The organism is Pseudomonas rhodesiae (assembly GCF_007858255.1).
GTDB lineage: Bacteria > Pseudomonadota > Gammaproteobacteria > Pseudomonadales > Pseudomonadaceae > Aquipseudomonas > Aquipseudomonas rhodesiae.
In genome coordinates, this window is sequence record NZ_VFEU01000010.1 from 141,123 (window position 1) to 161,632 (window position 20,510).

19 protein-coding genes are annotated in these 20,510 nt (G+C 63.1%); 11 read left to right on the plus strand and 8 right to left on the minus strand.

All coding sequences use genetic code 11. The annotated features are described in order from the left end of the window. Window positions 1–76: 76 nt before the first annotated feature. Both FIV35_RS16610 and FIV35_RS16615 read right to left on the minus strand, forming a co-directional pair. Window positions 77–703, minus strand: a complete 627-nt coding sequence (locus tag FIV35_RS16610; RefSeq protein ID WP_034110979.1) for a response regulator transcription factor — start codon at window positions 701–703, stop codon at window positions 77–79. Next, a complete protein-coding gene (locus tag FIV35_RS16615) occupies window positions 700–1,962 on the minus strand; it encodes a sensor histidine kinase (RefSeq protein ID WP_034138724.1) in 1,263 nt (420 codons plus the stop codon). The genes FIV35_RS16610 and FIV35_RS16615 overlap by 4 nt, the downstream gene beginning before the upstream one ends. A gap of 185 nt (window positions 1,963–2,147) precedes the next feature. Between FIV35_RS16615 and FIV35_RS16620 the strand changes: the two genes are divergently transcribed. The 6 genes from FIV35_RS16620 (at window position 2,148) to FIV35_RS16645 (ending at window position 7,167) form a co-directional block, all read left to right on the plus strand. Continuing rightward, window positions 2,148–3,320, plus strand: a complete 1,173-nt coding sequence (locus FIV35_RS16620; RefSeq protein ID WP_034138667.1) for an ABC transporter substrate-binding protein — start codon at window positions 2,148–2,150, stop codon at window positions 3,318–3,320. Between the two features lie 26 nt (window positions 3,321–3,346). Next, a complete protein-coding gene (locus FIV35_RS16625) occupies window positions 3,347–4,306 on the plus strand; it encodes a YVTN family beta-propeller repeat protein (protein WP_034098929.1) in 960 nt (319 codons plus the stop codon). Beyond that, entirely contained in the window at window positions 4,303–5,043 is a 741-nt protein-coding gene (locus FIV35_RS16630; RefSeq protein WP_034138668.1) for an ABC transporter ATP-binding protein, read from the plus strand. The genes FIV35_RS16625 and FIV35_RS16630 overlap by 4 nt, the downstream gene beginning before the upstream one ends. Next, window positions 5,040–5,831, plus strand: a complete 792-nt coding sequence (locus FIV35_RS16635; protein ID WP_034138669.1) for an ABC transporter permease — start codon at window positions 5,040–5,042, stop codon at window positions 5,829–5,831. Before FIV35_RS16630 ends, FIV35_RS16635 begins: the two co-directional genes overlap by 4 nt. A gap of 107 nt (window positions 5,832–5,938) precedes the next feature. Further along, window positions 5,939–6,478: a PQQ-dependent catabolism-associated CXXCW motif protein gene (locus FIV35_RS16640; protein ID WP_034138670.1), complete on the plus strand. Its 540-nt coding sequence runs from the start codon at window positions 5,939–5,941 to the stop codon at window positions 6,476–6,478. A 23-nt stretch (window positions 6,479–6,501) separates the two neighbouring features. Further along, window positions 6,502–7,167, plus strand: a complete 666-nt coding sequence (locus FIV35_RS16645) for a response regulator transcription factor (RefSeq protein ID WP_034098938.1) — start codon at window positions 6,502–6,504, stop codon at window positions 7,165–7,167. Between the two features lie 234 nt (window positions 7,168–7,401). Here the strand turns inward: FIV35_RS16645 and FIV35_RS16655 are convergent, their stop codons facing one another. The 5 genes from FIV35_RS16655 to FIV35_RS16675 all read right to left on the minus strand — a co-directional run bounded on the left by FIV35_RS16655 (window position 7,402) and on the right by FIV35_RS16675 (window position 13,474). Further along, window positions 7,402–9,420: a PAS domain-containing hybrid sensor histidine kinase/response regulator gene (locus FIV35_RS16655; RefSeq protein ID WP_083377853.1), complete on the minus strand. Its 2,019-nt coding sequence runs from the start codon at window positions 9,418–9,420 to the stop codon at window positions 7,402–7,404. Beyond that, window positions 9,350–10,507, minus strand: coding sequence for a nitric oxide-sensing protein NosP (gene nosP / locus FIV35_RS16660; RefSeq protein ID WP_034138671.1), 1,158 nt, complete (start codon window positions 10,505–10,507; stop codon window positions 9,350–9,352). The genes FIV35_RS16655 and nosP overlap by 71 nt, the downstream gene beginning before the upstream one ends. A 528-nt stretch (window positions 10,508–11,035) precedes the next feature. Beyond that, the gene (locus tag FIV35_RS16665; RefSeq protein ID WP_034098940.1) at window positions 11,036–11,842 is read right to left on the minus strand and encodes a sulfite exporter TauE/SafE family protein; all 807 of its coding nucleotides are present in this window, start codon (window positions 11,840–11,842) and stop codon (window positions 11,036–11,038) included. Next, entirely contained in the window at window positions 11,843–13,087 is a 1,245-nt protein-coding gene (locus tag FIV35_RS16670) for an NAD(P)/FAD-dependent oxidoreductase (protein ID WP_034137806.1), read from the minus strand. 51 nt (window positions 13,088–13,138) lie between these two features. Continuing rightward, window positions 13,139–13,474, minus strand: a complete 336-nt coding sequence (locus FIV35_RS16675) for an ArsR/SmtB family transcription factor (protein ID WP_017527038.1) — start codon at window positions 13,472–13,474, stop codon at window positions 13,139–13,141. Between the two features lie 95 nt (window positions 13,475–13,569). Between FIV35_RS16675 and FIV35_RS16680 the strand changes: the two genes are divergently transcribed. Continuing rightward, window positions 13,570–14,433, plus strand: coding sequence for an MBL fold metallo-hydrolase (locus tag FIV35_RS16680; protein ID WP_034098943.1), 864 nt, complete (start codon window positions 13,570–13,572; stop codon window positions 14,431–14,433). Window positions 14,434–14,795: 362 nt separating this feature from the next. Here the strand turns inward: FIV35_RS16680 and bkdR are convergent, their stop codons facing one another. Next, window positions 14,796–15,284, minus strand: coding sequence for a Bkd operon transcriptional regulator BkdR (gene bkdR / locus FIV35_RS16685; protein WP_034137807.1), 489 nt, complete (start codon window positions 15,282–15,284; stop codon window positions 14,796–14,798). A gap of 195 nt (window positions 15,285–15,479) precedes the next feature. Between bkdR and FIV35_RS16690 the strand changes: the two genes are divergently transcribed. The 4 genes from FIV35_RS16690 to lpdA are packed head-to-tail and all read left to right on the plus strand — an operon-like array spanning window position 15,480 to window position 20,410. Beyond that, entirely contained in the window at window positions 15,480–16,715 is a 1,236-nt protein-coding gene (locus tag FIV35_RS16690) for a 3-methyl-2-oxobutanoate dehydrogenase (2-methylpropanoyl-transferring) subunit alpha (RefSeq protein WP_034110996.1), read from the plus strand. Window position 16,716: 1 nt separating this feature from the next. Then, window positions 16,717–17,775, plus strand: coding sequence for an alpha-ketoacid dehydrogenase subunit beta (locus tag FIV35_RS16695; protein WP_034098947.1), 1,059 nt, complete (start codon window positions 16,717–16,719; stop codon window positions 17,773–17,775). Continuing rightward, a complete protein-coding gene (locus FIV35_RS16700; RefSeq protein WP_034137808.1) occupies window positions 17,776–19,026 on the plus strand; it encodes a dihydrolipoamide acetyltransferase family protein in 1,251 nt (416 codons plus the stop codon). Between the two features lie 4 nt (window positions 19,027–19,030). Beyond that, window positions 19,031–20,410, plus strand: a complete 1,380-nt coding sequence (lpdA, locus tag FIV35_RS16705; RefSeq protein WP_034137809.1) for a dihydrolipoyl dehydrogenase — start codon at window positions 19,031–19,033, stop codon at window positions 20,408–20,410. Window positions 20,411–20,510 lie beyond the last annotated feature (100 nt).

Genomic DNA, 20,510 nt, shown 5'->3' on the forward strand with positions numbered 1-20,510 from the left:
ACTACTGAATGAGAAAAGTGAGCAGGCTTGGCCTGCTCATCAGGGCGTATCAGTCGTTGCCTCTGCACGCGCCCGCTTATCCAGCCACTCGCACCACTCCCATATCGATCCCCAGGTGCACCAGCTCGGCATGGGAACTGACCTGCAATTTGCTCTTGAGCAAGGTCAGGTGGTTGGACACGGTCTTGCTGCTGATACTCAGTTGTTCGGCGATCTGGCGCATCGGCGTGCCCTTGGCCAGCATCAGGAAAATCTCCAGTTCACGCGGCGTCATGCCCTGCCAACGCTGATCGCCGGGGGTGTAGGCCAGTTCGGTGGCCAGGGCCTGTTCGATATAAGCGTGACCGTCGAGGATGCGCCGCACCGCTTCGATCAACACCTCGGGGGCCGAGCTTTTGGTCAGGTAGCCCGAAGCGCCCGCGTCCAGGGCCTGGCGCACCAGGGGCAGTTCATCGTGCATGCTGAAAAACAACACACGCAGCTGCGGCAGGCGCTGGCGCAGGCGGCGCAGGGTTTCCAGGCCGCTGATGCCGGGCAGCCCGACATCCATGATCACCAGGTTCGGCACGGCCTCCTGCACGCGTACCAGTGCGTCTTCGCCACTGGCGGCTTCACGCACGTCAATGGCCGGCAACACGGCACGCAACAGGCTGGCGTAGCCCTGGCGCACCACGGCATGGTCGTCCACCAAGAGAATATTCATGACACCTCCAACGGCATGTTCAGCGCCAGCGCCCAACCGGCGCCGGGATGGCTAAGGACGCTCAGTTCGCCGCCCAGGCAGCGCGCGCGTTCGCCCATTGAGTACAAGCCCACACCCGGACGCTGCGGCGGCTGGGCACCGCGCCCGTTATCCCGTACCCACAGGCGCAAACGCGCACCGCGACACTGCAGGCGCACCCGCACCTGGCTGGCCTCAGCGTGCCGCAACACATTGGTCAGGGCCTCTTGCAGCAGGCGATACAGATGGGTCTTGCTGGTGCTCGACAGCGCCGGTAAGTCGGGGCTGACTCGCAGCTGGCATTCGATGCCATGGCGGGTTTGCCACTGGCTTACCAGCATCGCAAATGCCTCGCCCAGCGGCAGGTGTTGCAGGGCCACCGGATACAGGTCGTGGACCAGCGCGCGAAAGCCTTGCTGTAAGTGTTCACAGTGATCCTCCAACTGCGCCACGGTGCGCGCCACCAAGGCCGGTTGGTCGCTGACCAGCCGTAGCAGGCAGGCCTGGGCACGAATACCGGCCAGGTATTGGCCGAGGTCGTCGTGCAGGGTCTGGGCCAGCTGGGTGCGCTCCTGTTCCTGTACCGCCAGCAAGGTGTGGGTGAGTTGGGTGTTGTCGCGTCGGGCCTGCTCCAGGGCGTCGGTCATGCGGTTGAAGTGCAGCGCCAGTTGTCGCGCCTCCGGCGAACCCTGGGTGCGCAGGCGCACGTTGAGCTGGCCGGCGCACACCTGTTGCAGGGCGCGCAGCAAGGCGTCCAGCACACCCATGCCCCGGCGCACGGCCCAGCGGATCGTCAACAGGCTCACCAGCAGCGCCAGCCCGCACAGGCTCAGCAACTGCTGCACGGAGTCCCAGACTTCATCGATCTCATCCCGTGGGTCGACGGCAATGGACACGCGCCGGCCATCGGTTAAGTCCAGCACCCGCGCGGTGTGCTGTGCGGGAGTCAAGACCCAGCGCCCGAGCCAGGCATCCAGTCCCGTTTGTTCGGGCGCAGGTGGGGTTTGGCCGGCGGCCAGCCAGTAGACGCGCACATGGCGCAGGCTGGCAGTCAGCTGTGGTTGCAGGCTGGCGGGGTCGCGCTCGGCGGTGTCGCCCAGGTAGGCCACCACCGCCGCGGCCGATTGCAATTCGCGCTCCACGTCCGCCAAGGCTTGGTGCAGCAGCAGTGCCATACACGCGCTGGTCACCAAGGTGAAGAAGCCGCACACCCACAGGTTGATGCGCCACAGGGCCGACAGCCCAGGCCGGGCGGTGAAGACGCGCATGCTCGTGTCACTCCTGTGAATGAGGCTAGGGTGACCCATGCTAAGACCGCCGCGCGCCGGCGCGGCTACTACCTTGGTACTGCCTCAGCGCTACTTTCTGCATATTTGCAGCGGGCACGGGGCTTCCTATGCTGGCGCTACCTGTCATGGAGTGCCTTATGCGCCAGTTCGCCCCTTACGCCGTGATCTGCCTGCTGGCAATTGCCTGGGCTAGCCACGGCCAGGCCGCTCAAGCGCCCTTGCAGGTGCAGATCGGCTACCTGGGCTATCGGCCCGACCCGGGGCCACTGCTCTCCAATGTAATCCCCGAGCCCGCCGATGCCGGTCAACGCGGTGCCGAACTGGCGATCATCGACAGCAACAGCACCGGCGCATTTCTCAACCAGCGCTACAGCCTGACCAGCGCCAGCGTGGAAAGCCCCGAAGCGCTGCTCGCCGCGGCCCAAGCTCAACACGCCCAGGGCCTGCGCCTGTTCGTGGTGAATGCCCCCGCCGCCAGCCTGCGCCAGCTCAGTGCCGCCCTGCCCGACAGCCTGCTGTTCAACGCCGGCAGCGCCGATGACCGCTTGCGCAGCACCGAGTGCTTGGCCAATGTGCTGCATACCCTGCCCAGCCGCGCCATGCTCGCCGATGCCCTGGCGCAGTTTCTGGTGCTGCGCAAATGGCAGAAGGCGTTGCTGATTGTTGGCCCCACCGAAGACGACCAAGCCTACGCCGCTGCCCTGCGCCGCGCCGCCAAACGCTTCGGCGTGCAGCTGGTCGCGGAAAAAGCCTGGCGCTTCGATAACGACCAACGCCGCAGCGCCCAAGCCGATATGCCGCTGTTCACCCAAACCGCCGAATACGACGTGGTGCTGGTGGCCGACGAGCGCGGTGACTTCGGCGAATACGTGCCCTATCAAACCTGGTATCCGCGCCCGGTCGCCGGCACCCAGGGCCTCACGCCCACCGGCTGGCACAAAACCGTGGAAACCTACGGCGCCGCCCAATTGCAAAAGCGCTTCGAAGCCCTGGCCGGACGCTGGATGAACGACCGCGATTTCGCTGCCTGGATGGCCGTGCGCAGCGTTGCCAGCGCGGTGAATAAACTACACCAGGTCGACCCCCAGGCAATCCGGCAACTGGAGCTGAGCGAGCAGTTGCCCCTGGATGGTTTCAAGGGCCGCAAGCTCAGTTACCGCGCCTGGAACGGCCAGTTGCGCCAACCGATTCCCATCGTGCAGCCGCGCGCCCTGGTCAGCACTTCGCCCCAAGAGGGCTTCCTGCACCCTACTAATGAAATGGACAGCCTGGGTTACGACCAACCCGAGGTGACCTGCCGCTTTCCCTGATCGCCCACAATAATAAGGAACTCGCCATGCGCCGCACCCTGCTTTCATGCGCCCTGCTGCTTGCCGCCGGGCATGCCATGGCCAGCACCGCCTGGGTCTCCAACGAGAAAGACAACAGCCTGAGCCTGATCGACCTGAACACCCTGCAGGTCACCGACACCCTCAAGGTCGGCCAGCGCCCACGGGGCTTGCTGCTGTCCCATGACAATAAGCTGCTGTACATCTGCGCCAGCGACTCGGACCGTGTGCAGGTGATGGACGTGGCCACGCGCAAGATCATCAAGGAACTGCCCTCCGGCAAAGACCCCGAGCAGTTCGCCCTGCACCCCAATAACCGTTGGTTGTATGTATCCAATGAAGACGATGCGCTGGTCACGGTGATCGACACCGAGACCGCCAAGGTGCTCGGCCAGATCAGCGTCGGCGTGGAACCCGAAGGCATGGCGGTGAGCCCGGACGGCAAGTGGGCGGTCAACACCAGTGAAACCACCAACATGCTGCACTGGATCGACACCAGCACCCAGACCCTGGCCGACAGCACCCTGGTGGATCAACGCCCGCGCTTTGTCGAATTCAGCCACGACGGCGCGCAGCTGTGGGCCTCGGCGGAAATCGGCGGCACCGTGACCATTCTCGATGTGGCCAGCCGCAAGGTGCTCAAGACCTTGACGTTCGCCATCAAGGGCGTGCACCCGGACAAAGTGCAGCCGGTCGGTATCAAACTCAGCGCCGACGGCAAGTATGGATTTGTCGCCCTCGGCCCGGCCAACCATGTGGCGGTGATCGACGCCAAGACCTTCGAGGTGCTCGATTATCTGTTGGTGGGCCGCCGCGTATGGCAGCTGGCATTCACCCCGGATCAAAAACAACTGCTGGCCACCAACGGCGTCAGCGGCGATGTGTCGGTGATCGATGTGGACAGCCTGAAGGTGATCAAGTCGATCAAAGTGGGGCGCTATCCGTGGGGCGTGGTGGTCACGCCATGAACGCCCTGACCGTGCAGGACCTGAGCTTCGCCTACGGCCCATGTCAGGCCCTGTGCGAGGTAGGTTTCAGCCTGGCGCCAGGGCGCTTTGCCGCGCTGCTAGGGCCTAACGGTGCCGGCAAATCTACCTTGATCGCGTTGCTCACGCGGCTGTATCACCTGCAACGCGGCGAGATCCACGTCGGCGGCCACTCCCTGCGCGACGCACCGCGGGCGGCCCTTAAACAGCTGGGGGTGGTGTTCCAGCAAAGCACCCTGGACCTGGAACTGAGCGTGGAACAGAACCTGCGCTATCACGCCGCGTTGCATGGCTTGTCACGCCGGCATACCGACCTGCGCGTCGAAGCTGAGTTGGCACGCCAGGGCCTCAGCGAGCGACGCCGTGAAAAGGTCCGCGCACTCAACGGCGGGCACCGGCGCCGCGTGGAAATCGCCCGCGCCCTGCTGCATGAGCCGCGCCTGCTGTTGCTGGACGAAGCCAGCGTCGGCCTCGACCCGGCCAGCCGCCTGGGGTTGAACCAGCATGTGCGCCAGCTGTGCCGGGAGCACGATCTGAGCGTGTTGTGGACCACGCACCTGCTCGATGAAGTGCACGCCGACGACGCGCTGATGATCCTGCATCAGGGCCGGTTGGTGGCCAGCGGGCAAGTCGACGCGCTGGTGCAGGAACATGACGGCGATCTGGGTCGTCTGTTCGCCGGCCTGACCCGCCCCACCGCAACGGGAGCGCCAGCATGAATGCGTATTGGCAGTGCCTGCGCGGCATCGTGCTGCGCGAATGGCTGCGGTTTGTGTTGCAGCGCACGCGGTTTCTCAGCGCCCTGGTGCGGCCGCTGTTGTGGCTGGTGGTGTTCGCCGCCGGGTTTCGCGCCGCGTTGGGCATCTCGGTGATCGAACCCTACGACACCTACATCCCTTACGAGGTGTACATCATTCCAGGGCTGGCCTGCATGATCCTGCTGTTCAACGGCATGCAAGGCTCGCTGGCGATGGTCTACGACCGGGAGATGGGCAGCATGCGCGTGTTGCTGACCAGCCCGCTGCCACGCACGTTTTTGCTGTGCAGCAAGTTGCTGGCCACGGCGTTGATTTCCCTGTTGCAGGTGTATGGTTTCCTGGCGATTGCCTGGGTCTACGGCGTGCAGCCGCCGGCCATGGGGCTGTTGCTGGCCTTGCCCGCATTGTTGCTGGTGGCGCTGATGCTCAGTGCGTTAGGGTTGTTGCTGTCCAATGGGATCCGTCAGTTGGAGAACTTCGCCGGGGTGATGAATTTCGTGATTTTCCCGCTGTTTTTCCTGTCGTCGGCGCTGTATCCGCTGTGGAAGATGCGCGATGCCAGCCAGTGGTTGTACTGGCTGTGCGCGGTCAACCCGTTCACCCACGCGGTGGAGCTGGTGCGCTTCGCCCTGTATGAGCGTCTGGCCGGCCTGGCCCTGGCGATCTGTCTGGGCCTGACCGTGCTGTTCACCCTGCTGGCAGTGCTGACCTTCAACCCGCAACACGCGGCGTTGCGCAAACCGGGCTGAGGCCGGCAAAACTACTACTTTGGTACTGGTTTTGCTGTCTATCGTCGCATTCCCAAGGGCGTGGGACTCACGTGTAATGGGCGCATAACGATAAGGATTGCCCCGCCATGCTGCCCGCCCGATTGCCCCTGCTGGCCCTGCTGTGCCTGCTCACCGCCCAGGTCCAGGCCGACACGCCACTGTTTTCCGCCGACGGCTATCGCATCAGCCTGTACCGCAGCCCTACGCCCGAGCATGTGTCGGGAGCGACCATCGTCGACACTCCCGCCCTGCAAGGCTTGCTCGGCCAGGTGCCCGCACCGGTGCTGATCGACGTTTACCGTCGCCAATGGCTGCAAGGCCGCTTTATCGAAGACCAACCCCACGCCAACCTGCCCGGCAGCCGTTGGCTGGCCAATACCGGCGACGGCGACCTCACGCCGGAATGGCAAGGTTATTTCGTGCGGCACCTGTACAAGTACACCGGCGGCGACCTGTCGCGCCCGCTGGTGTTCTATTGCCGCTCCGATTGCTGGCTGAGTTGGAACGCGGTAAAACGTGCCGCCAACCTGGGCTATACCTCTGTGTATTGGTACCGCGACGGTTTGGATGCGTGGGAAGCGGCAAACCTGCCAGTGACGGCTGCGACACCCGAGCCTTTTCAATAACCACTACAAGAAGGTGAACGGCCATGTACAAAATCCTGATTGCCGACGATCACCCGCTGTTTCGCGAGGCGATCCATAACGTCATCAGCGACGGCTTCCCCGGCAGCGAAGTGATGGAAACCGCCGACCTGGACAGTGCCCTGGCCCTGACCCAGGAACACGACGACCTCGACCTGATCCTGCTCGATCTGAACATGCCGGGCATGCACGGGCTCAACGGCCTGATCAACCTGCGCAATGAGTCGCCAACCATCCCGGTGGTGATCGTTTCTGCCGAGCAGGACAAGCAGATCGTGCTGCAAGCCATCACCTATGGTGCGGTGGGGTTTATCACCAAGTCCTCGCCGCGCCTGCAAATGACCGAGGCGATCCAGCAGATTCTCAACGGCAATGTGTACCTGCCGCCGGACATCATCCGCACCCAAAAACCCGGCGCCCAGCGCCGCCTCAACGAAAACCCGGGCTTCGCCCCCGAACTGCTGCAAGCCCTGACCCGCAAACAATTGCTGGTGCTCGAACGCATGACTAAAGGCGAGTCGAACAAACAGATCGCCTACACGTTGGAAATCGCCGAGACCACGGTGAAAGCCCATGTATCGGCCATCTTGCGCAAGCTCAATGTACACAACCGCGTACAGGCCATCCTCAGCGCCGGCGACATCGACTTCGGCTCCTACCTGCGCCGCTGAGCCTCCAGACAAACGCGGGGCAAAAGGTGGGAGGGAGCCTGCCCCCGATAGCGGTGTTTCAGTCAATGCATGGGCTGGCTGACAGGCCGCCATCGGGGGCAAGCCCCCTCCCACATCTTGATCTGTGTAGATCAGCACCGATTATGCTCAATCCTGGCTCATGCCTGCGCCGCTGGCCTTCCAGACAAACGCGGGGCGAGAGGTGGGAGGGGGCTTGCCCCCGATAGCGGTGGTTCAGTCAATACATGAGCTGGCTGACAATCCGCCATCGGGGGCTTGCCCCCTCCTCCCCTTGCCCAGTAGATGGCTCATGGCAGTTTTCAGCTTCATCGGCCGTACCGGTTTGTGCATCAAGGTGTGCCCCTGTTCGCGGATCTGTTGCTTGAGTTCGTTGCTGTAGTTGGCGGTGATCATCAGCGCCGGTATCGGACGACCGCGGCGGGCGTTGATGCGGGCCACGGCGTCGACGCCGTTCTGGTCATTGTCCAGGTGGTAGTCAGCGATCAGCAGGTCGGCCTCGGCGTGGTAGTTGTCCACCTGGCCGGCCAGGTCCTGTTCCGATAAGGCGGTGACCACCTGGCAGCCCCAGCCTTCGAGCAGGGTGCGCATGCCGGCGCAGATCGCCGCGTCGTTATCCAGCACCCATACCCGGGCGCCCTGTAAACGCTCCAGCATCGGTTCGCTCATGCTCGGTGCGGGCAAGGTCTTGGGCGCGGTGGCGCTCAAGGGCACCTCCACGGCAAACATCGAGCCCTTGCCGGGTACGGATTTGACGCTGATGCGATGGCCCAGGATGCCGGCGATCTTTTCCACAATGGCCAGGCCCAACCCCAGCCCGCGATCCTGATCGCGACGCTGCACATCGCCGCGTTTGAACTCCTGGAAAATCTCCTCCAGGCGCTCCTCGGCGATGCCCATGCCACTGTCCCACACCTGGACCGACAAGCGCTGATGCTGGCGACGACAGCCCAACACCACGCGGCCGCTATAGGTGTAGCGAATCGCATTGCTCAACAGGTTGCGCAGAATCCGCGCCAGCAGCTGGATATCGCTGTGCACCAACGCCGAACACCCGATGAAATGCAATTCCAGCCCTTCGCTGCGGGCCAGTTCGGTGTATTCGGCCGCCAGGTTGTCCAGCAGCTCGCTCAGGGCGAACGGCGCGATATCGGCCTTGATCACGCCGGCGTCCAGCTTGGAAATATCCACCAGGGTGCCCAGCAGGTTTTCTACGTCTTCAAGGGAGTTGCTCACATTGCGCACCAGGGTTTCATTGGCCTGGGGCTCGCGACGCTCCAGCAAGGCGCCGGTGAACAGACGCGCGGCGTTCAGCGGTTGCAGCAGGTCGTGGCTGACGGCGGCAAGGAACTTGGTCTTCGACAGGTTGGCCTGTTCGGCTTCGCGCTTGGCTTCGCGCAGACGGGTTTCCATGCGGCGGCGCTCATCGATTTCCTTGAGCAACTGGTCGTTGAGCGCGGTGAGTTCCGAGGTGCGCTGGGCGACACGCTGCTCCAGGTTCTGATAGGCCTGATGCAGGGCCTCGGCGGTGCGTCGACGCTCGGTGATGTCGCGGATCAGCACGAAAATCCCCACCACTTCACCCGTGGCCAGGCGGTTGGGCACGTAGGAGCGCAGCATGTAGCGCTCCTGGTTGTTGATATTGGTTTCGGCGAATTCAAAGGTCACGCTCTCCCCCGCCAGGGCGCGCGCGACATACGCATCGAGGCGCTGGCAGTGCTGCTCGCTATGGACCTCGCGCAAGCTCTGGCCGAGCATCATGCCCGGAGGCCAGCAGTACCATTGTTCGTAGACTTTATTGGTGAACTCATACACCAGGTCGGCATTCAGGTAGCCGATCAGCGCGGGGACGTGGTCGGTGATCAGGCGAATCCAGCGTTCGCTTTCCTGGGCCTTTTGCGCGGCGGCCTGCTCACGGCGCAGGGTTTCGGCGCGCAGGCGGGCATTGATCAACAAGTGGTTGCTGGCGCGCAGTTCGGCCATTGCCTGGTTCAAGGCGTCGGTGCGCTCACGAACTTGCTCGGCCAACACCACCGAGTGCTGGAACGTGGTGTACGGGTCATTGCCCTGGGACACACCGGACTCGATGCGTTCGATCAGCGCCGCGTTGATCCGCGCCAGCTTGTGGTTGTCCACCCGCAGGCGCGCCAGTTCGGCCAGCAGTTCAGTGCGGCCCAGGCGCGCGTCCTCGGGCAATGGCGACCCCGGTAAAGGTCTGGTTGATGTGCATGCCATTGAACTGTTCTCCGTAGGTGTTGAAGCCCAGCACGCGTTGGTCCTGCAGGAAACCGCCGATCTGTTCCAGGGTGTCGGCGTCTTCCAGCTCCAGTCGCCGCAGGAAACAGTCGCAGCCGATGGTCAGCAATAGGTCGCCGAGGCGCGTGTGCAGGCCGTCGAACAGGTTTTGCAGGTTTGGCAGGATCGGCCCGGGTTCCATCACGGTGAGCACGATGCCGTTTTCCACCGCGCAGTAGAAACTCAGGCTGAGATCGTCATGCACTTGCTGGATCGCGCGCACGTAATACTGGTCGTGGATGCGCACCGCCAGCGGGTGGGCAGCGAAGATGCGGTGATCGAGGTCGGCCACCGCCACGCCGATATGCCGCGCGTATTCTTCAGCGGCAGGTTCGGCATTGAGTTCGAATACCCGGCGGGACGGGCTGTCGGCCGCGGTCACCACCAGTTTTTCCGCACGCGGCAGGATGTGGTGAGTGGTGAACACTTCAAAATCCAGCCAGGTGTTGACCAACACCACCACCGCCGCGCCGCTGTGAAACGCACCGTTGAAATACACATGGGTGTGGGTCAGGAAGTTGTCGTCACCGGCCGAGCCGCCGAAGTGCGGGATATCCCCCAGGGCCGCGCTGAGGGCAGCGAGCACCATTTCTTCGCGGCTGGACAGGCCATCGAGCAAGGTCAGGGCAAAGGTGTTGCCTTTGATCGGCGCCAGGGTGTTGCTGCGGCAACCGCCCACCAGGCGTTCGACCATGTGCTGGGCATCGATCAGGCTGAAGTGCTCGACCTGGTCGATCAGTTCAGTGGCAATGGAAAAGTGCGCATGGTTAAAGCCCATCGCGGTCACGCAATTGCGCCCGTAGCCCTGGGGCGTGATCTCGCCGGCGCTGGTGCAGCCGACCACGCGCACGCTGCCGAAGCAGTGCTGCAAGGCATTGCCCAGGGCCTGCAAATCGTAGGAGGCCGAGCAGAAAAACAGCACGAAACCCAGGTACGGATGCAGCAGCTGTCGCGCCAACTCTTCGGCGGCCTGCCCGGCATCGATTGCCTGGGACATGGCGCTCACTACGCCTTCGTGGTTGTGCATCGTCGACTCTCCCCTCAGAGGCTTGAGTGTACGAAGGCAGAGGCGGCGGCCCTATGCTACTTGGGTACTGGGTGGGGGATGCGATGGGATGAAAGTGCGCAAACGCACAGAGGATTCAAATGTGGCAGGGGGCTTGCCCTCGATCGCGGCCTGACAGTCGACCAGGAGGTTGGATCAAACCGAGTACATATCCATTGCCGCGGTCACGGCGGCTATGGGTTCCGCCCTTACGGCGGGTCACTTTTGGAAGAGCGCCAAAAGTAACCAAAAACGCTTTGCCCCACCACTCGGCACCTCGCCTAGGCTCGGTGTGCCCGTAATTCGACATTGATTTGGCTAAACCGGCATCCCTGCCGGTTTACCCTCCAAATCAATGCCGAATTCCGGCCAGCGTGGTTAACGGGGCGCATGAGATCAAAAGCAAGAGCGGCTCGCTTCACATCGTGGTGACTGGGGGTTGCTACCCATTTGTATAGAGAGCTATGCCAATCAAGAGCCCTCCTCCCACATTGCAATTGCATTTCAAGTTCAGCGTAAAGCGTTCAAAAGCATTCCCGCTGCAACCGCGACACACAGGCTGGCGAACCCCACCTGCAAGGTGCGTGCGGCAATCACCGAGCATAGCCGCCGGCCGATCAGCATGCCGACGATGCTCGCGGCGATAAACACCCAGCCCACGGCGTCTATACGGACGCCGGCATGGAACGCGCCGACCACGCCGATCAGCGAGATCAGACTGATCACCATCAATGACGTGGCGACGATGCCGCGCATCTGCACGTCGGTGAGTTGCTTGAACGCTGGCACGATCAGAAAGCCGCCGCCGACGCCGAGCAAGCCCGACACGGCACCGGTGATGGCGCCAAGCGCAGCGAGGGTGGCGGTGCATTTGGCGGTCCAGGCCAGGCGCCCGGTCTGCTGGTTGAGCATGCAGTTTTTCTGGCCCCAGGAGGCGGCGCCATGGTCGCTCGGCCCGGCCTGGTTTTTTTCCCGTTGCAGCATGCGCCAGGCCACCAGCACCATCAACGCGCTGAACAGGCCCTTGAGCAACGCTTCGGGCATCTGGTGAGCGACGAACACCCCCAGCGGCGAAAACAACGCGCCGAGCAAGGCGATCAGCAAGGCGGCGCGATAGCGCACCAGGCCATGGCGCAAACCGTCTATCGCCCCCACCGCCGCCGCCGCGCCCACCGCGAGCAACGACACCGGCGCGGCCTGGGTCATGCTCAAGCCCAGGCCCAGCACCAACGCGGGCACGCCGAGGATGCCGCCGCCCGCGCCGGTCAGGCCCATGACCAGGCCCATCAACACCCCCAACACACTGGCCAGTAACATTCAGTCCACCTTGCTCAGACGGGTCAGCCACTCGCGGCCCTTGAGCATGCCGTTCCAGTAGAACCACGGCAGCAAGGTCGCCTTGAGCCACCACATGGAGCGGCGCGCTTGGGTCGGGTCGAGGGCGAAGGTCGGCAGCAATTTTCCGCCGTAGCCGAACTCAGCCAGCACCACTTTGCCCTTCTCCACCGTCAGCGGGCAGGAGCCATAACCGTCGTACTTGAGCGGCAGCGGCGCCTGCTTGCGCAGGGCCAGCAGGTTTTCGGCGACCACCACGATCTGCTTGCGCACGGCCGCGGCGGTCTTGGCGTTGCTGGTGCCGCACACATCGCCCAGGCCAAAGATGGGCGCATAGCGCTGATGCTGCAGGCTGTGCGGGTGCACGTCGCACCAGCCGGCGGCGTCGGCCAGCGGGCTGTGGCGGATAAATTCCGGGGCCAGTTGCGGCGGCACTACGTGCAGCAGGTCGAAGGTTTTTTCCACAAGCGTGACGTTGCCCTCGGCATCCTTGACCTCGAACCAGGCTTTGCGCGCCGGGCCGTCGACCTTCACCAGGTTGGCATTGAAGGCCAGGCGCGCGTTGTATTTCTCCACGTATTTCATCAACGGCGGCACAAAGGTCGCCACGCCGAACAGCGCCGCGCCGGCCAGGTTGAATTCCACCTCGATGTTTTGCAAATGGCCCTGCTTGAGCCAGTGGTCGCAGGACAGGTACATAGCCTTCTGGGGCGCGCCGGCGCATTTGATCGGCATGGCCGGCTGGGTGAACAGTGCCTTGCCGGCCTTGAGTTGCTTGACTTGCTGCCAGGTATAAGCGGCGTGCTCGTAGCTGTAGTTGGAAGTCACGCCGTGCTGGCCGAGGGTGTCCTGCAAGCCTTCGATTTTCTCCCAGGCCAGGCGCAGGCCGGGGCAGACAATGAGGTTGTTCCAGGTCACGCGCTGGCCGTTGTCGAGCACCAGGCTCTGGCTGTCCGGCAGCACCTCGGTCACGGCGGCCTGCACCCAGGTCACGCCATTGGGCAGCACATCGGCCAAAGGGCGGCGGGTCTTTTTCAGGTCGTACGCGCCGCCGCCCACCAGAGTCCAGGCCGGTTGGTAGCAGTGATAGTCGCTGGGTTCGATCAGGGTGATGTTCAGGTCGGGGTCGCGCTTGAGCAGGCTGGCCAGCAAGCCAATGCCTGCCGAACCGCCGCCGATGACAACGATGTCGCCACTGATGGTCTGGCCCCAGTGTTGGTCGGTCATGGTCTATCGCCTTTTTTTGTCAATGCACACAAGGGTCGCTGCCGGATGGCGTCACGCCCAGCTTTTTATGACCGCGCCGCAGTAAAGGCCGGACAGGGTCTTCATCACTTGGATCACTTCGTGGCTGGCCAGTCCGTAGAAAATGTATTTGCCTTCGCGACGGGTGGCCACCAGCCCTTCGTCGCGCAGGATGCCAAGCTGTTGCGACAGCGTCGGCTGGCGCACGCCGGTCATGGTTTCCAGCTCGCCCACATTGCGTTCGCCCTGGGTCAACTGGCACAGGATCAACAGGCGGTCTTCGTTGGCCAACGCCTTGAGCAAGGCACAGGCCTTGGACGCGGAAGCACGCAGTTGGGCGACTTCGCCCTCACTCAAGGTAGATTCCATTTGCTTCGGGTCCTGTGTGTCACTTAATCTGAAAACATTATGTGTAAACATAAAGTGATTGTAATCACTTTTTTCCAGCATCAGGGGCTACCGCCATGCCAGCGTTGATTCAATCCTTTCTGGACGAGGCGTCGTCGACCTACACCTACGTGGTCTACGAAGCGGACGGCGGCCCCTGTGCCATCGTCGATTCGGTGCTCAACTACGATCCGGCCTCCGGTCGCACCGACACCGCCCAGGCTGACAAGGTGATCGCATTCGTGCACGAGCACGGGTTGCAGGTGCAGTGGTTGCTGGAAACCCATGCCCACGCTGATCACCTATCCGCCGCGCCGTACCTGCGCCGCACGCTGGGCGGCAAGATCGCCATCGGCCAGTGCATCAGCCAGGTGCAAAACGTGTTTAAAAACCTGTTTAACCTGGAGCCGGAATTCCACGCCGACGGTTCACAGTTCGATCATCTGTTCGCGCCGGACGAAATCTTCCACATCGGACGTTTGAAAGCCCAGGCGTTGCATGTGCCCGGGCATACCCCGGCGGACATGGCCTACCTGATCGACGGCAAGCTGATCCTGGTGGGCGACACACTGTTCATGCCGGATGTGGGCACCGCCCGCTGCGACTTCCCCGGCGGCGATGCGCATCAGTTGTACGCGTCGATGCGCAAGTTGTTGGCCTTCCCCCTGGAAACCCAGTTGTACGTGTGCCACGACTACCCGCCCCAGGGGCGCGAGGCGAAATGCCTGACCACGGTGGCCGAACAGCGCGCAAGCAATATTCATGTGCATGACGGTGTGGATGAAGCGGCGTTCGTGGCGATGCGCACCCAACGCGATGCCGGGTTGGGAATGCCGACGCTGCTGCTGCCGGCGATTCAGGTGAACGTACGCGCGGGGAATATGCCGCCGGCGGAAGACAATGGCGTGGTGTATTTGAAGATCCCGCTCAACCAGCTCTGAAATGCGGGACTCGAGATGCCCAAGATGTCGGTGTTACAGGCAGCTTGGCGCTAGCTGATTCACCGCCATCGGGGGCAAGCCCCCTCCCACCTATATGCCTGGGTGCATCAGCGACCCAGGCTGATGCCGTTACCAGGGCATGGGCCTACTAAAAGCCGACCCATCACTGTGTGGTGAGCGGGCTTGCCCCGCGCTGGGCTGCGCAGCAGCCCCATCCCAGGCGATGTTGTTTTACCTGGCCCACCGAGGCGGCTGGATTAGGGCCGCTGCGCGCCCCAGCGCGGGGCAAGCCCGCTCACCACAAAAACATTGTGCTTTCACTGAAGAGGGCAAGCGCCCTCCCACATGTGTGCTTGGGTTCATCAGGAACCCAGGCTGATGCCGTTGGAGGGCAATGGCAACGCGGTCTTGTAGCGCACCTGCTTGAGCGCAAAGCTGGAGCGGATATTCGCCACGCCCGGCACTTTGGTCAGAAAGTCCATCATGAAGCGTTCCAGCGCCTGGATCGTCGGCACCAGTACGCGGATCAGGTAGTCGGGGTCGCCGGCCATCAGGTAGCACTCCATCACCTCGGGGCGATCGGCAATGGCGCTCTCGAACTGTTGCAGGGCCAGTTCGTTCTGCTTTTCCAGGCTGACGTGAATGAACACATTGACGTGCAAACCCAGCAGATCGGCGTCCAACAGGGTGACCTGCTCGCGGATCAGGCCCAGTTCTTCCATGGCCTTGACCCGGTTGAAGCACGGGGTGGGCGACAGGTTGACCGAGCGCGCCAGGTCGGCGTTGGTGATGCGCGCATTCTCCTGAAGGGCGTTGAGAATGCCGATATCGGTACGGTCCAGTTTGCGCATGAGACAAAATCACCTGTTTATTATGTTTATGCAGTTTTTTTATCCGCAAATAGTCCTGAGCGCAACGAAACACAGATAAATATTCTTCTACGCCCCGCCTATGATTGTTGTAGGACAAGATTTCTCCTACCCGGAGACTGACTGTCAGCTAGCGCGCCCACTACAAGAAATTCACAAGATAGAGCGTAGAAAGCCATGACCCAGCAGTACGAACCACTGCGCCTGCACGTTCCCGAACCCTCGGGCCGCCCAGGCTGCAAGACCGATTTCACCTACCTGCGCCTGACCGACGCCGGCCTGGTGCGCAAACCCGCCATCGATGTAGAACCCGCCGACACCGCCGACCTGGCCAAGGGCCTGATCCGCGTGCTCGATGACCAGGGTCAGGCCCTGGGGCCGTGGGCCGAAGGGGTTCCCGTGGAGGTTCTGCGCAAGGGCATGCGCGCCATGCTCAAGACGCGGATCTTCGACAACCGCATGGTGGTCGCCCAGCGTCAGAAAAAAATGTCGTTCTACATGCAGAGCCTTGGCGAAGAAGCCATCGGCAGCGCCCAGGCCCTGGCCTTGAACATCGACGACATGTGTTTCCCCACCTATCGCCAGCAAAGCATCCTGATGGCCCGCGAAGTGCCGCTGGTGGACCTGATCTGCCAGTTGCTGTCCAACGAGCGCGACCCCTTAAAAGGCCGTCAGTTGCCGATCATGTACTCGGTCAAAGACGCTGGGTTCTTTACTATTTCCGGCAACCTCGCCACCCAATTCGTACAGGGCGTGGGCTGGGGCATGGCCTCGGCGATCAAGGGCGATACCAAGATCGCCTCGGCCTGGATCGGCGACGGCGCCACCGCCGAATCGGACTTCCACACCGCCCTCACCTTCGCCCACGTCTACCGCGCGCCGGTGATCCTCAACGTGGTCAACAACCAGTGGGCCATCTCCACCTTCCAGGCCATTGCCGGCGGTGAAGCCACTACCTTCGCCGGACGCGGCGTCGGTTGCGGCATTGCCTCCCTGCGTGTGGACGGCAACGACTTCATCGCGGTGTACGCCGCTTCCGCCTGGGCCGCCGAACGTGCGCGCCGCAACCTCGGCCCGACCCTGATCGAATGGGTCACCTACCGCGCCGGCCCCCACTCCACTTCGGACGATCCATCCAAGTACCGCCCCGCCGACGACTGGAGCCACTTCCCGCTGGGCGACCCGATTGCCCGTCTCAAGCAGCACCTGATCAAGATTGGCCAGTGGTCCGAAGAGGAACACGCGGCGGTCAGTGCCGAACTGGAAGCCGAAGTCATCGCCGCACAAAAACAAGCCGAGCAGTACGGCACTCTGGCCGGTGGCCAGATTCCAAGCGCCGCGACCATGTTCGAAGACGTCTACAAAGAGATGCCGGAGCACTTGAAGCGCCAGCGTCAGGAGTTGGGGATCTGACATGAACGATCACAACAACAGCATCGAACTGGAAACCGCCATGACCACCACCACCATGACCATGATCCAGGCCCTGCGCTCGGCCATGGATGTGATGCTCGAACGGGACGACAACGTCGTGGTGTTCGGCCAGGACGTCGGCTACTTCGGCGGCGTGTTCCGTTGCACCGAAGGCTTGCAGAGCAAGTACGGCACCTCGCGGGTGTTCGACGCGCCGATCTCCGAAAGCGGCATCGTTGGCGTGGCGGTAGGCATGGGCGCCTATGGTTTGCGCCCGGTGGCGGAAATCCAGTTCGCCGACTACGTGTACCCGGCCACTGACCAGATCATCTCCGAAGCCGCGCGCCTGCGTTATCGCTCGGCCGGCCAGTTCACCGCGCCGCTGACCATGCGCATGCCCTGCGGTGGCGGCATCTATGGCGGCCAGACTCACAGCCAAAGTATCGAAGCGGTGTTCACCCAGGTCTGCGGCCTGCGCACGGTGATGCCGTCCAACCCGTATGACGCCAAGGGCCTACTGATCGCCTCCATCGAAAACGATGACCCGGTAATCTTTCTCGAACCCAAGCGCCTGTACAACGGCCCGTTCGATGGCCATCACGACCGCCCTGTCACCCCCTGGTCGAAACACCCGCAAGCCCAAGTACCGGACGGTTACTACACCGTGCCCCTGGACGTGGCCGCCATTGTGCGTCCGGGCTCGGCCGTCACCGTGCTGACCTACGGCACCACCGTGTATGTGTCGCAAGTCGCCGCCGAAGAAACCGGCATCGATGCCGAAGTCATCGACCTGCGCAGCCTGTGGCCGCTGGACCTGGAAACCATCGTCAAATCGGTGAAAAAAACCGGCCGTTGCGTGGTGGTGCATGAAGCCACGCGCACCTGCGGCTTTGGCGCCGAGCTGGTAGCGCTGGTGCAGGAGCATTGCTTCCACCACCTGGAAGCGCCGATCGAACGCGTCACCGGGTGGGACACCCCCTACCCGCACGCGCAAGAGTGGGCGTATTTCCCAGGGCCGTCCCGTGTGGGCGCGGCGCTGCAACGGGTCATGGAGGTCTGAATGGGCACGCACGTTATCAAGATGCCGGACATTGGCGAAGGCATCGCGGAAGTTGAACTGTCGGTCTGGCATGTGAAGGTCGGCGATATGGTCGTCGAAGACCAGGTGCTGGCGGACGTGATGACCGACAAGGCGATGGTGGACATTCCCTCGCCGGTGCACGGCAAGGTCATTGCTCTCGGCGGCGAGCCGGGCGAAGTCATGGCCGTGGGCAGTGTGTTGATCAGCATCGAAGTGGAAGGCGCGGGCAATGCCAAGGATGTGCCTGTGACGGATGAACCAGTGAAGGCCGCCCCCGCAGTTGAAGCCAAACCAGCGCCGGTGGCCCCTGCGGTTGAACGCAAGCCCGCACCGCCCCCCGTATCCCGCGAGGCCGACGAACGCCCGCTGGCCTCCCCCGCTGTGCGCAAGCATGCGCTGGATGCCGGCATCCAACTGCGGCTGGTCCAGGGCACCGGCCCGGCCGGGCGGATCCTGCACGAAGACCTTGACGCCTATCTGCAACAAGGTTCGGCGAAGCCTTCGACGGCAGCCACCCCTTACGCCGAACGCCACGACGAAGAACAAATCCCGGTGATCGGCATGCGCCGCAAGATCGCCCAGCGCATGCAGGACGCCACCCGGCGCGCCGCGCATTTCAGCTATGTGGAAGAAATCGACGTCACTGCGCTGGACGAACTGCGCGTGCACCTCAACGAAAAACACGGTGCCACTCGAGGCAAACTGACCCTGCTGCCGTTTATTGTGCGGGCCATGGTTGTGGCGCTGCGGGACTTCCCGCAGATCAACGCACGCTACGACGACGAAGCCCAGGTCATCACTCGCCTCGGCGCGGTGCACGTGGGCGTCGCCACCCAGAGCGACGTGGGTTTGATGGTGCCGGTGGTGCGGCATGCCGAAGCGCGCAACCTGTGGGGCACCGCCGAAGAAATCACGCGCCTGGCCACGGCCGCACGCAATGGCAAGGCCAGCCGTGAGGAATTGTCTGGTTCCAGTATCACCCTGACCAGCCTCGGCGCCTTGGGCGGTATTGTCAGCACGCCGGTGCTGAATCTGCCGGAAGTGGCGATTGTCGGCGTCAACCGCATCGTCGAACGACCAATGGTGATCAAGGGCCAGATCGTGATTCGCAAGATGATGAACCTCTCCAGTTCCTTCGATCACCGCGTGGTCGATGGCATGGACGCGGCGCAATTTATCCAGGCCATTCGCGGCCTGCTCGAACAACCCGCCAGCCTGTTCCTGGAGTAAGGGCATGACACAAATTACCCATACCACCCTGCTGATTATCGGCGGCGGCCCCGGCGGTTATGTGGCGGCGATCCGCGCCGGGCAATTGGGCATTCCGACCATCCTGGTGGAAGGCCAGGCCCTGGGCGGCACCTGCCTGAATATCGGTTGCATCCCGTCCAAGGCCTTGATCCATGTGGCCGAGCAATTCCAGCAAACCGTGCACCACAGCCAGGGTTCCCAGTTGGGCATCGAAGTGGATGTACCCAGCCTGGATATCCGCAAAAGCGTGGAGTGGAAGGACGGCATCGTCGACCGCCTGACCACCGGCGTCGCCGCGTTGCTCAAGAAACACAAGGTGCAAGTGATCCACGGCTGGGCCAAGGTGGTGGACGGCAAGACCGTCGATGTCGGCGAGCAACGCATCCAGTGCGAACACCTGCTGCTGGCCACGGGTTCGAAAAGCGTCAACCTGCCGATGCTGCCGATTGGCGGGCCGATCATTTCATCTACCGAAGCGTTGGCTCCCACCCAAGTGCCCAAGCGACTGATTGTGGTGGGCGGTGGCTACATCGGCCTGGAACTGGGCACGGCCTACCGCAAGCTTGGCGCGGAAGTCAGCGTGGTCGAGGCGCAGGATCGCATCCTGCCCGCCTACGATGCCGAATTGACCCAACCGGTGGCCGAATCCCTCAAGCAACTGGGAGTGAAGCTGTACCTCAAGCACAGTGTCACCGGGTTTGCCGACGGCCACCTGCAAGTGCGTGATCCCAATGGCGACACCTTGTCATTGGCCACCGACCAGGTGCTGGTTGCGGTGGGTCGCAAACCCAACACCCAGGGCTGGAACCTGGAAGCGCTGAACCTGGACATGAACGGTACGGCAATCCAAGTCGACAGCCGCTGCCAGACCAGCATGCGCAACGTGTGGGCCATCGGCGACCTGAGCGGCGAACCGATGCTGGCGCACCGGGCCATGGCCCAGGGCGAGATGGTCGCCGAACTGATCAGCGGCCTGCATCGCGAGTTCAACCCGGCGGCGATCCCGGCGGTGTGCTTTACCGACCCGGAAGTGGTGGTGGTCGGCAAGACCCCCGACGATGCCAAGGCGGCGGGGCTGGACTGCATCGTGTCGAGTTTCCCGTTCGCAGCCAATGGCCGGGCGATGACGCTGGAGTCGAAAACAGGCTTCGTGCGGGTGGTGGCGCGGCGTGACAATCACCTGATCGTCGGCTGGCAAGCAGTGGGCGTTGGCGTCTCGGAGCTGTCCACGGCCTTCGGCCTGAGCCTGGAAATGGGCGCGCGCCTGGAAGACGTGGCCGGCACCATCCATGCGCACCCGACCCTCGGCGAGGCTGTGCAGGAAGCGGCGTTGCGGGCGCTGGGCCACGCGCTGCATCTGTAGACCAGTCAGCTCCCACCTTTGGAATGCAATCAACGGTGGGCGCCGGGCTTGCCCGCGATAGCGGCGGATCAGCCAATACAGATGTCGGATGGTCCGCCCA

Bases quoted from the DNA above. Each gene is read 5' to 3' on its own strand.
- FIV35_RS16610 (WP_034110979.1), bottom strand. From the start codon at position 703: ATGAATATTCTCTTGGTGGACGACCATGCCGTGGTGCGCCAGGGCTAC.
- FIV35_RS16620 (WP_034138667.1), top strand. From the start codon at position 2,148: ATGCGCCAGTTCGCCCCTTACGCCGTGATCTGCCTGCTGGCAATTGCC.
- FIV35_RS16625 (WP_034098929.1), top strand. From the start codon at position 3,347: ATGCGCCGCACCCTGCTTTCATGCGCCCTGCTGCTTGCCGCCGGGCAT.
- FIV35_RS16630 (WP_034138668.1), top strand. From the start codon at position 4,303: ATGAACGCCCTGACCGTGCAGGACCTGAGCTTCGCCTACGGCCCATGT.
- FIV35_RS16635 (WP_034138669.1), top strand. From the start codon at position 5,040: ATGAATGCGTATTGGCAGTGCCTGCGCGGCATCGTGCTGCGCGAATGG.
- FIV35_RS16640 (WP_034138670.1), top strand. From the start codon at position 5,939: ATGCTGCCCGCCCGATTGCCCCTGCTGGCCCTGCTGTGCCTGCTCACC.
- FIV35_RS16645 (WP_034098938.1), top strand. From the start codon at position 6,502: ATGTACAAAATCCTGATTGCCGACGATCACCCGCTGTTTCGCGAGGCG.
- FIV35_RS16655 (WP_083377853.1), bottom strand. From the start codon at position 9,420: ATGGCATGCACATCAACCAGACCTTTACCGGGGTCGCCATTGCCCGAG.
- nosP (WP_034138671.1), bottom strand. From the start codon at position 10,507: ATGCACAACCACGAAGGCGTAGTGAGCGCCATGTCCCAGGCAATCGAT.
- FIV35_RS16665 (WP_034098940.1), bottom strand. From the start codon at position 11,842: ATGTTACTGGCCAGTGTGTTGGGGGTGTTGATGGGCCTGGTCATGGGC.
- FIV35_RS16670 (WP_034137806.1), bottom strand. From the start codon at position 13,087: ATGACCGACCAACACTGGGGCCAGACCATCAGTGGCGACATCGTTGTC.
- FIV35_RS16675 (WP_017527038.1), bottom strand. From the start codon at position 13,474: ATGGAATCTACCTTGAGTGAGGGCGAAGTCGCCCAACTGCGTGCTTCC.
- FIV35_RS16680 (WP_034098943.1), top strand. From the start codon at position 13,570: ATGCCAGCGTTGATTCAATCCTTTCTGGACGAGGCGTCGTCGACCTAC.
- bkdR (WP_034137807.1), bottom strand. From the start codon at position 15,284: ATGCGCAAACTGGACCGTACCGATATCGGCATTCTCAACGCCCTTCAG.
- FIV35_RS16690 (WP_034110996.1), top strand. From the start codon at position 15,480: ATGACCCAGCAGTACGAACCACTGCGCCTGCACGTTCCCGAACCCTCG.
- FIV35_RS16695 (WP_034098947.1), top strand. From the start codon at position 16,717: ATGAACGATCACAACAACAGCATCGAACTGGAAACCGCCATGACCACC.
- FIV35_RS16700 (WP_034137808.1), top strand. From the start codon at position 17,776: ATGGGCACGCACGTTATCAAGATGCCGGACATTGGCGAAGGCATCGCG.
- lpdA (WP_034137809.1), top strand. From the start codon at position 19,031: ATGACACAAATTACCCATACCACCCTGCTGATTATCGGCGGCGGCCCC.